Origin of the sequence: Lysobacter enzymogenes (assembly GCF_017168095.1) — a bacterium.
Lineage (GTDB): Bacteria > Pseudomonadota > Gammaproteobacteria > Xanthomonadales > Xanthomonadaceae > Lysobacter > Lysobacter enzymogenes_D.
On the sequence record NZ_LXSD01000048.1, the window covers coordinates 1 to 7,608 of the forward strand.

Genomic DNA, 7,608 nt, shown 5'->3' on the forward strand with positions numbered 1-7,608 from the left:
GGCCGAGGCCAAGCCCGCCGCCGGCCAGGCCAAGGCCCGCCACAGCGACCCGCCCGGCGACGGCGACGGCGCGCGCGCCGCCTCCAAGGACGGCGATCCGCAGGTCCGCGCCCAGCTCGACGCGCTGGGCTACAAGTACCAGCTCGACAGCGACGGCGATTTCGTCCTCACCTTCAGCCTCGACGAGACGCGCAGCCAGATGGCCTACGTGCTGTCGCGCACCCAGCGCTTCGGTTCGCTCAAGGTGCGCGAGATCTGGTCGCCGGCCTACCGCACCGGCGACGGCGGCGCGCTGCCGGCGGCGATCGCCAACCGCCTGCTCGAGGATGGCCAGCTGAGCAAGCTCGGCGGCTGGGTCAGCCAGGACGGGGTGGCGGTGTTCGTGGTCAAGATCGACGCCGGCGCCTCGCAGCAGACCCTGGACGACGCCATCGACTACGCGGTGCGCGCCGCCGACCAGATGGAAGCCGAACTCACCCCCGGGCAGGACGAATTCTGACGTGAGCTATCGCGAAGGCCGCTTCTGGCAACCCGATGTGACCGTGGCCACCGTGGTGGTCGACGGCGGCCGCCTGCTGATGGTCGAGGAGACCGTCGGCGGGCGCCTGGTGCTCAACCAGCCGGCCGGCCACCTGGAGCCCGACGAGAGCCTGGTCGAGGCCGCGTTGCGCGAGACCCTGGAGGAAACCGGCTGGCAGGTGCGCCTGACCGCCTTCGTCGGCGCCTACCAATGGAAGGCGCCGGCCGCCGCCGACGGCAGCGGCGGGCGCCATTACCTGCGCTTCGCCTTCGCCGCGGAGCCGGTCAGCCACGACCCGGCGCGGCCGCTCGACGAGGGCATCGTGCAGGCGCTGTGGATGACCCCGGCCGAGCTGCAGGCGCGCGCGCCGCAGCACCGCAGCCCGCTGGTGTGGCAGGTCGCCGCCGACTACCTCGGCGGGCGCCGCCATTCGCTCGACCTGCTCCAGCACTTCGCGGACGCCGGCGCGTCGGCGTGACGGTCATGACCCGGTCGGCGGACACCATCGTGGGCATGTCGGGCGGGGTCGATTCCTCGGTCGCCGCGCTGCTGCTGCGCGATTCCGGGCAGGCGCTGTCGGGATTGTTCATGCAGAACTGGGGCGACGACGGCAGCGGCGACTGCCGCGCCGAGGACGACCGCCGCGATGCGGTGGCGGTGTCCGGCCGGCTCGGCCTGCCGATCCACTTCCGCGATTTCTCCGGCGAGTACTGGGCCGGGGTGTTCGAGCACTTCGTCGCCGAGTACGCGGCCGGGCGCACGCCCAATCCCGACGTGCTGTGCAACCGCGAGATCAAGTTCAAGCATTTCCTCGACGCCGCGCGCGAACTGGGCGCCGACTACATCGCCACCGGCCATTACGCCCGGGTCGACGCGGCCGGCGGCCGCTTCCGCCTGCTCAAGGCGCTGGACCGGAGCAAGGACCAGAGCTACTTCCTGCACCAGCTCGGCCAGGCCCAGTTGGCGGCCACCCGCTTCCCGCTCGGCGAACTGCTCAAGCGCGACGTGCGCGAGATGGCCCGCGCCGCGCAGCTGCCGACCGCGGCCAAGAAGGACTCCACCGGCATCTGCTTCATCGGCGAGCGCGATTTCCGCGAATTCCTGTCGCGCTACCTGCCGGCGCGCGAAGGCGAGATCCGCACTGCGGACGGGCGCGCCGTCGGCCGCCATCCGGGCGTGTTCTATTTCACCCTGGGCCAGCGCGAAGGCCTCAACATCGGCGGCGTGCGCGGGTTCGAACAGGCGCCGTGGTACGTGATCGGCAAGGACGTGGCCGGCAACGTGCTGTACGTGGACCAGGGCAGCGACACGCCGTGGCTGCGCTCGCAGGCGCTGACCACCGAGGCCGCGCACTGGATCGCCGGCGCCCCGCCCGCGCGCCGCTTCGCCTGCGCCGCGCAGACCCGCTACCGCCAGCCCGACCAGTCGTGCGAGGTCGAGGTCGGCGATGACGGTACCCTGTCGCTGCGCTTCGCCCAGCCGCAGCGCGCGGTGACCCCGGGCCAGTCGCTGGTGCTGTACGCCGGCGACGAGTGCCTCGGCGGCGCGGTCATCGCCGCCACCGACGCGCCGGTGCCGGGCCTGGGCAAGACTTCTCTTTCTTCGACGACGAATCAGTAACGATGGCCGAACTTTCCGAACGCACCCTCGCCCTCGCCGGCCTCGCCCAGGCCCTGGCCCAGGTGCGGCGCATCGCCGACACCGGCCAGGCCAACGCGAGCGTGCTGCAGACCGCGCTGGACTCGGTGTTCCGCATCGACGCCTCCTCGCCCTCGGCGGTCTACGGCGGTGTCGGCCAGCTGCGCCCCGGCCTGATGCTGGCGCAGGACTACTTCAGCAGCCGGGTCAAGGATGAACACCTGCCGCGCCTGGGCCTGGCGGTGCTGCAGCTGGAGCGGCGCTTCGTCCAGGACGGCGCGATGACCGAGAAGGTGCTCAGCGGCATCCGCGCGCAGGCCGACAACGCCCAACGCCTGGGCAGCGCCCATCCGGACGTGATCGCCGCGCTCGGCACGCTCTACGCCGACACCCTCAGCCACCTGCGCCCGCGCGTGCTGGTGCAGGGCAATCCGCACTACCTCGGCCAGCCCGGCGTGGTCGCCGAGGTGCGCGCGGTGCTGCTGGCGGCGGTGCGCTCGGCGGTGCTGTGGCGCCAGCTCGGCGGCAGCTACTGGGATTTCATCCTGCGCAAGCGGGCGATGGTGGATTCGATCGACGCGCGGCTGGATTGAGGCGGGGCGCGGGCGCTTCGCGCCGGCGCGGGCGCATGGGATTCGCGGTCGCGGCTTGCGCCGCTCCTACAGGAACTCCATGCCGCTGCGTCGCGACGGCCGCCCCCTGTAGGAGCGGCGCAAGCCGCGACCGCGCCAATCGAACGACTGCGCCTGCACCGCTCCAGGGCGATGCAATGCACCAAACCCAGGCGCCAACAAAAAACCCCGGCCGGAGCCGGGGTTTTTCGTTTCGAACGATCCTGAAGACTCAGGCCGCGACGGTATCGGCGACCTGCTTGTAGTCGGCGATCTGGTCGAAGTTCATGTAGCGGTAGATCTTGTCGCCGTTGGCGTTGATCACGCCGATATCCGCCATGTACTCCTCGCGGGTCGGGATCCGGCCCAGGCGCGAGCAGATCGCCGCGAGTTCGGCCGAACCCAGGTACACGTTGGTGTTGCGGCCCAGGCGGTTGGGGAAGTTGCGGGTGCTGGTGGAGAACACGGTCGCGCCCTCGCGCGCCTGCGCCTGGTTGCCCATGCACAGCGAGCAGCCCGGCATCTCCATGCGCGCGCCGGCGGTGCCGAAGGTGCCGTAGTGGCCTTCCTTGGTGAGCTCGGACGCGTCCATCTTGGTCGGCGGCGCGACCCACAGGCGGGTCGGGATGTCGCGCTTGCCTTCCAGCAGCTTGGCGGCCGCGCGGAAGTGGCCGATGTTGGTCATGCACGAACCGATGAACACTTCGTCGATGGCCGCGCCGGCCACATCCGACAGGGTCTTCACGTCGTCCGGGTCGTTCGGGCAGGCGACGATCGGCTCGACGATTTCGTTGAGGTCGATTTCGATGACCGCGGCGTACTCGGCGTCGGCGTCGCCTTCCAGCAGCTGCGGGTTGGCCAGCCACGCTTCCATCGCCTTGATCCGGCGCGACAGCGAACGCGGGTCGGCGTAGCCCTCGGCGATCATCCACTTCAGCAGCGTGATGTTGCTGTTGAGGTATTCGACGATCGGTTCCTTGTCGAGCTTGACCGTGCAGCCGGCGGCCGAACGCTCGGCCGAGGCGTCGGACAGTTCGAACGCCTGCTCGACCTTGAGCTGCGGCAGGCCTTCGATCTCGAGGATGCGGCCGGAGAAGATGTTCTTCTTGCCCTGCTTGGCGACGGTGAGCAGGCCCGACTTGATCGCCGCCAGCGGGATCGCGTTGACCAGATCGCGCAGGGTCACGCCCGGCTGCAGCTCGCCCTTGAAGCGGACCAGCACCGACTCGGGCATGTCCAGCGGCATCACGCCGGTGGCCGCGGCGAACGCGACCAGGCCGGAGCCGGCCGGGAACGAGATGCCGACCGGGAAGCGGGTGTGCGAGTCGCCGCCGGTGCCGACGGTGTCGGGCAGCAGCATGCGGTTGAGCCAGGAGTGGATCACGCCGTCGCCCGGACGCAGGGCGATGCCGCCGCGGTTGCTGATGAAGGCCGGCAGCTCGTGGTGGGTCTTGACGTCGACCGGCTTCGGGTAGGCCGCGGTGTGGCAGAACGACTGCATCACCAGATCGGCCGAGAAGCCCAGGCAGGCCAGATCCTTAAGCTCGTCGCGGGTCATCGGGCCGGTAGTGTCCTGCGAACCCACCGAGGTCATCTTCGGTTCGCAGTAGGTGCCCGGACGGATGCCCTGGCCTTCCGGCAGGCCGCAGGCGCGGCCGACCATCTTCTGCGCCAGCGAGTAACCCTTGCCGCTGTCGGCCGGGTTCTGCGGCAGGCGGAACAGCGTCGACGGCGCCAGGCCCAGCGCCTCGCGCGCCTTGGCGGTGAGGCCGCGGCCGACGATCAGCGGGATGCGGCCGCCGGCGCGGACTTCGTCCAGCAGCACGTCGGACTTGAGCGCGAATTCGGCGATCAGCTCGCCGTTCTTGAACGCCTTGCCTTCGTACGGACGCAGTTCGACCACGTCGCCCATGTTCATCTGCGACACGTCGAGTTCGATCGGCAGGGCGCCGGCGTCTTCCATGGTGTTGTAGAAGATCGGCGCGATCTTCGAACCCAGGCACACGCCGCCGTAGCGCTTGTTCGGGATGAAGGGGATGTCCTCGCCGGTGAACCACAGCACCGAGTTGGTCGCCGACTTGCGGCTGGAGCCGGTGCCGACCACGTCGCCGACGTAGGCGACCAGGTGGCCCTTGTCCTTCAGCGATTCGATGAAGGCGACCGGGCCGCGCTTGCCGTCTTCTTCCGGCTCGATGCCGTCGCGCTTGTTCTTCAGCATCGCCAGCGCGTGCAGCGGGATGTCCGGGCGGGTGGTCGCGTCCGGGGCCGGCGACAGGTCGTCGGTGTTGGTCTCGCCGGTCACCTTGAACACGGTGACGGTCAGCGACTGCGGCACTTCGGGCTTGCTGGTGAACCACTCGGCGTTGGCCCAGCTCTGCAGCACGGCCTTGGCATTGGCGTTGCCCTTCTCGGCCTTCTCCTGCACGTCGTGGAAGGCGTCAAACATCAGCAGGGTGTGCTTGAGCGCTTCGGCCGCGACGGCGCCGACTTCGGCGTCGTCGAGCAGTTCGATCAGCGGGTGGATGTTGTAGCCGCCGAGCATGGTGCCCAGCAGCTCGGTGGCGCGGGCGCGCGAAATCAGCGCGTTCTTCTCGGTGCCGAAGGCGACCGCGGCCAGGTACGAGGCCTTGACCTTGGCGGCGTCGTCGACGCCGGCGGGGACGCGGTGGGTGATGAGATCCAGCAGAAAATCCCCCTCGCCCGCCGGCGGCGCCTTCAGCAGTTCGATGACCTCGGCGGTCTGCTGGGCGGTCAGGGGCAGCGGCGGAATGCCCAGCGCGGCGCGCTCGGCAACGTGGTGGCGATAGGCTTCCAACATAAAAATTCTCCGCGTGAATCCGTGTGGTGTGTGACGCTGAAAAGGGTGTGGCGGGGCTCAGGCTTGCGGCACGATCAGCTTCAGGCCCTTGAAGTAATCGCGATAAAACATGTCGTTCCAGGTGATCAGCCCGTCGCACTGGAGCAAGGCGTGGGCGCCGATCAGGAAGGCGCCGAAACCGCGCGGCGCGCCGCCGCGCTGGCGGTGGCGGCGGTGCATCTCGCCGGCGCGCAGCGCCGACTTGGCTTCCAGCGCGCTGAAATGGATGCCCATCTCCTCCAGCGCCTCCTGCGCCTGCGCACCGCCGCGCAGCGCCGCGCAGATCTCGGCCAAGCTGACATCGCAGACCACGACTCGGCCGCCGACCAGGTTCTGGCGCAGGCACGACTCGACCGCGTCGGCCTGCGGGCCGTCGCTGAGCAGTTCGATCAGGACCGGCGAGTCGACCGCGATCACCGGCTCATTCCTCGTCGCGCAGCGCGCGCGCGGCGTCTTCGCCGGAATCGAAGCCGTCCAGGGCGAACTTGCCGCGCGCCTTGGAGATCGCATCGTCCACGCTCTTGCGCAGGATGATCCGGCTGCCGTCGAGCTCGACCTTGAGCAGGGTGCCCTTGGTCAAACCCAGGGCATCGCGCACCGCCTTGGGCAGGGTGATCTGGCCGCGTTCGGCGACGGTCGCTTCCATGGGCGGGCTCCAGCAGGGTATGTACGCATTATACATACCTGATTCCGCATACTCACCCTACCCCGGCCGCCGTGCCTGGCCCGGCCGCTGCGTTCAGAAAACCAATTGCAGCCGGGTATTGAGCGTGTAACCGTCGTCGGCCAGCAAGTACTTGCCGCTGCGGTTGTCGGTCTGCCAGCGCACCAGGTCGAGCATGACCCGGCTGTAGTCGTTCAGGTACCAGTTGGCGCCGACGGTCCAGGCGTTGCCTGCGCCGCCGCCGGGCAGGTCGCGGAAATCCGCGTTCTCGTAGCGCGCCTTCAGTTCCCAGGCGCCGCGGCCGCCTGCCGTGACCGGGCGTTCGACCTTGACCCGGCCCCAGGTGCCGTTGTCGGCGCCATAGGCCGGCGCGCCGCCGCTCAGGAACCAGCCGGCCGAAACGGCATGGGCGTCGTAGCCGACGCCGTAGCGGCCGCCGCGGTCGCGCCCTTCGATGCGGCGCCGGCCCCACTCGCCCGAGGCCCAGAACGGGCCGGCCACCGTCGCCAGTTCCAGGCCGTGGCCACGCCCGCGTTCGGCGCCGACCACGCTGCCCGGGGCGATCTTGACCTCGTCGTTGAAGTGGCCGCCGATCGCCGAGGCGCGCACCACGCCGGCCGAGCCCGCGGCGATGTCCTCGTGGAACGCCCACGCCCCCAGGTGCACGAGCGCGCGCTCGCGCTTGAGCGGGTTCCAGTGCGCGCGCGCGGCCCAGGTCAGGCTGTCGTTGCCGTCGCCGGCGTTGTCCAGGTCGTTGCCCGCCGCCGACAGGCTGGCGTGCCAGTTGCGCCCGAACACGCGCTCGGTCAGCCCGACCCCGAACAGGCCGCGCTGCGGCAGCACCAGGGTGCCGACCACGTTGCGCTCCTGGAACGGGGTGTTGGAGGTGCTGCTGGAACCGTCGAGGCCGCGGTCGTTGAGCCGGTTGCCGACGGTCAATTCGGATTTCCGGCCGAACACGGTGTGGGCGACGCTGACGTAGGCGGACTTCCAGCTCACGCCGTTGTCGGCGAAGTCGCCTTCCAGGTTCCAGCCGATGCGGCCGTATGCGCCTTCGGCGCCCAGGCGCAGCGAGCGCACTTCGGTGCCGCTGAGGTCGCGGCCGGCGAAGCGCGAGCCGCCGCTGCTGGATGCGTCGAGGAACACGCGGCCGCGCGGCCGGAACACGCTGCGGCCGTCGGCGCTGGCGAACTGCGGGGCGCCCTTGGACCAGTTCACCGTCGGCTGCCTGGCCTGGGCCTGTTCGAGCTTGTCCAGGCGCGCGGCCACGCCGGCGGCCTCGGCGGCCGGCGCCGGCTTCGGCGCGTCGGCCGCGGCC

The 7,608-nt window shown here is 70.2% G+C and carries 8 protein-coding genes; 4 read left to right on the forward strand and 4 right to left on the reverse strand.

All coding sequences use genetic code 11. From position 1 onward, the window contains the following. The 4 genes from A7A76_RS01370 to hflD all read left to right on the forward strand — a co-directional run. Window positions 1-499 (forward strand): hypothetical protein (locus tag A7A76_RS01370; RefSeq protein WP_206409510.1); only part of this gene is annotated, 499 nt, incomplete at its 5' end. A 1-nt stretch (window position 500) separates the two neighbouring features. Further along, a complete protein-coding gene (locus A7A76_RS01375; protein ID WP_206409511.1) occupies window positions 501-998 on the forward strand; it encodes an NUDIX domain-containing protein in 498 nt (165 codons plus the stop codon). Window positions 999-1,003: 5 nt separating this feature from the next. Beyond that, window positions 1,004-2,140: a tRNA 2-thiouridine(34) synthase MnmA gene (mnmA, locus tag A7A76_RS01380; protein WP_206409512.1), complete on the forward strand. Its 1,137-nt coding sequence runs from the start codon at window positions 1,004-1,006 to the stop codon at window positions 2,138-2,140. A 2-nt stretch (window positions 2,141-2,142) separates the two neighbouring features. Continuing rightward, window positions 2,143-2,751 (forward strand): high frequency lysogenization protein HflD, encoded by a 609-nt coding sequence (gene hflD / locus A7A76_RS01385; RefSeq protein WP_206409513.1) that lies wholly within the window; start codon window positions 2,143-2,145, stop codon window positions 2,749-2,751. Window positions 2,752-3,001: 250 nt separating this feature from the next. On the opposite strand, the gene acnB is transcribed toward hflD, so the two are convergent. The 4 genes from acnB to A7A76_RS01405 form a co-directional block, all read right to left on the reverse strand. Further along, window positions 3,002-5,587 (reverse strand): bifunctional aconitate hydratase 2/2-methylisocitrate dehydratase, encoded by a 2,586-nt coding sequence (gene acnB, locus A7A76_RS01390; RefSeq protein ID WP_206409514.1) that lies wholly within the window; start codon window positions 5,585-5,587, stop codon window positions 3,002-3,004. 57 nt (window positions 5,588-5,644) lie between these two features. Continuing rightward, complete coding sequence (locus tag A7A76_RS01395) at window positions 5,645-6,043, reverse strand: type II toxin-antitoxin system VapC family toxin (protein ID WP_206409515.1); 399 nt, start codon at window positions 6,041-6,043, stop codon at window positions 5,645-5,647. Between the two features lie 4 nt (window positions 6,044-6,047). Continuing rightward, entirely contained in the window at window positions 6,048-6,272 is a 225-nt protein-coding gene (locus A7A76_RS01400; RefSeq protein WP_096378735.1) for an AbrB/MazE/SpoVT family DNA-binding domain-containing protein, read from the reverse strand. Window positions 6,273-6,365: 93 nt separating this feature from the next. After that, window positions 6,366-7,608 (reverse strand): OprO/OprP family phosphate-selective porin (locus tag A7A76_RS01405; RefSeq protein ID WP_206409516.1); only part of this gene is annotated, 1,243 nt, incomplete at its 5' end.

Bases quoted from the DNA above. Each gene is read 5' to 3' on its own strand.
- mnmA (WP_206409512.1), top strand. From the start codon at position 1,004: ATGACCCGGTCGGCGGACACCATCGTGGGCATGTCGGGCGGGGTCGAT.
- A7A76_RS01400 (WP_096378735.1), bottom strand. From the start codon at position 6,272: ATGGAAGCGACCGTCGCCGAACGCGGCCAGATCACCCTGCCCAAGGCG.
- acnB (WP_206409514.1), bottom strand. From the start codon at position 5,587: ATGTTGGAAGCCTATCGCCACCACGTTGCCGAGCGCGCCGCGCTGGGC.
- hflD (WP_206409513.1), top strand. From the start codon at position 2,143: ATGGCCGAACTTTCCGAACGCACCCTCGCCCTCGCCGGCCTCGCCCAG.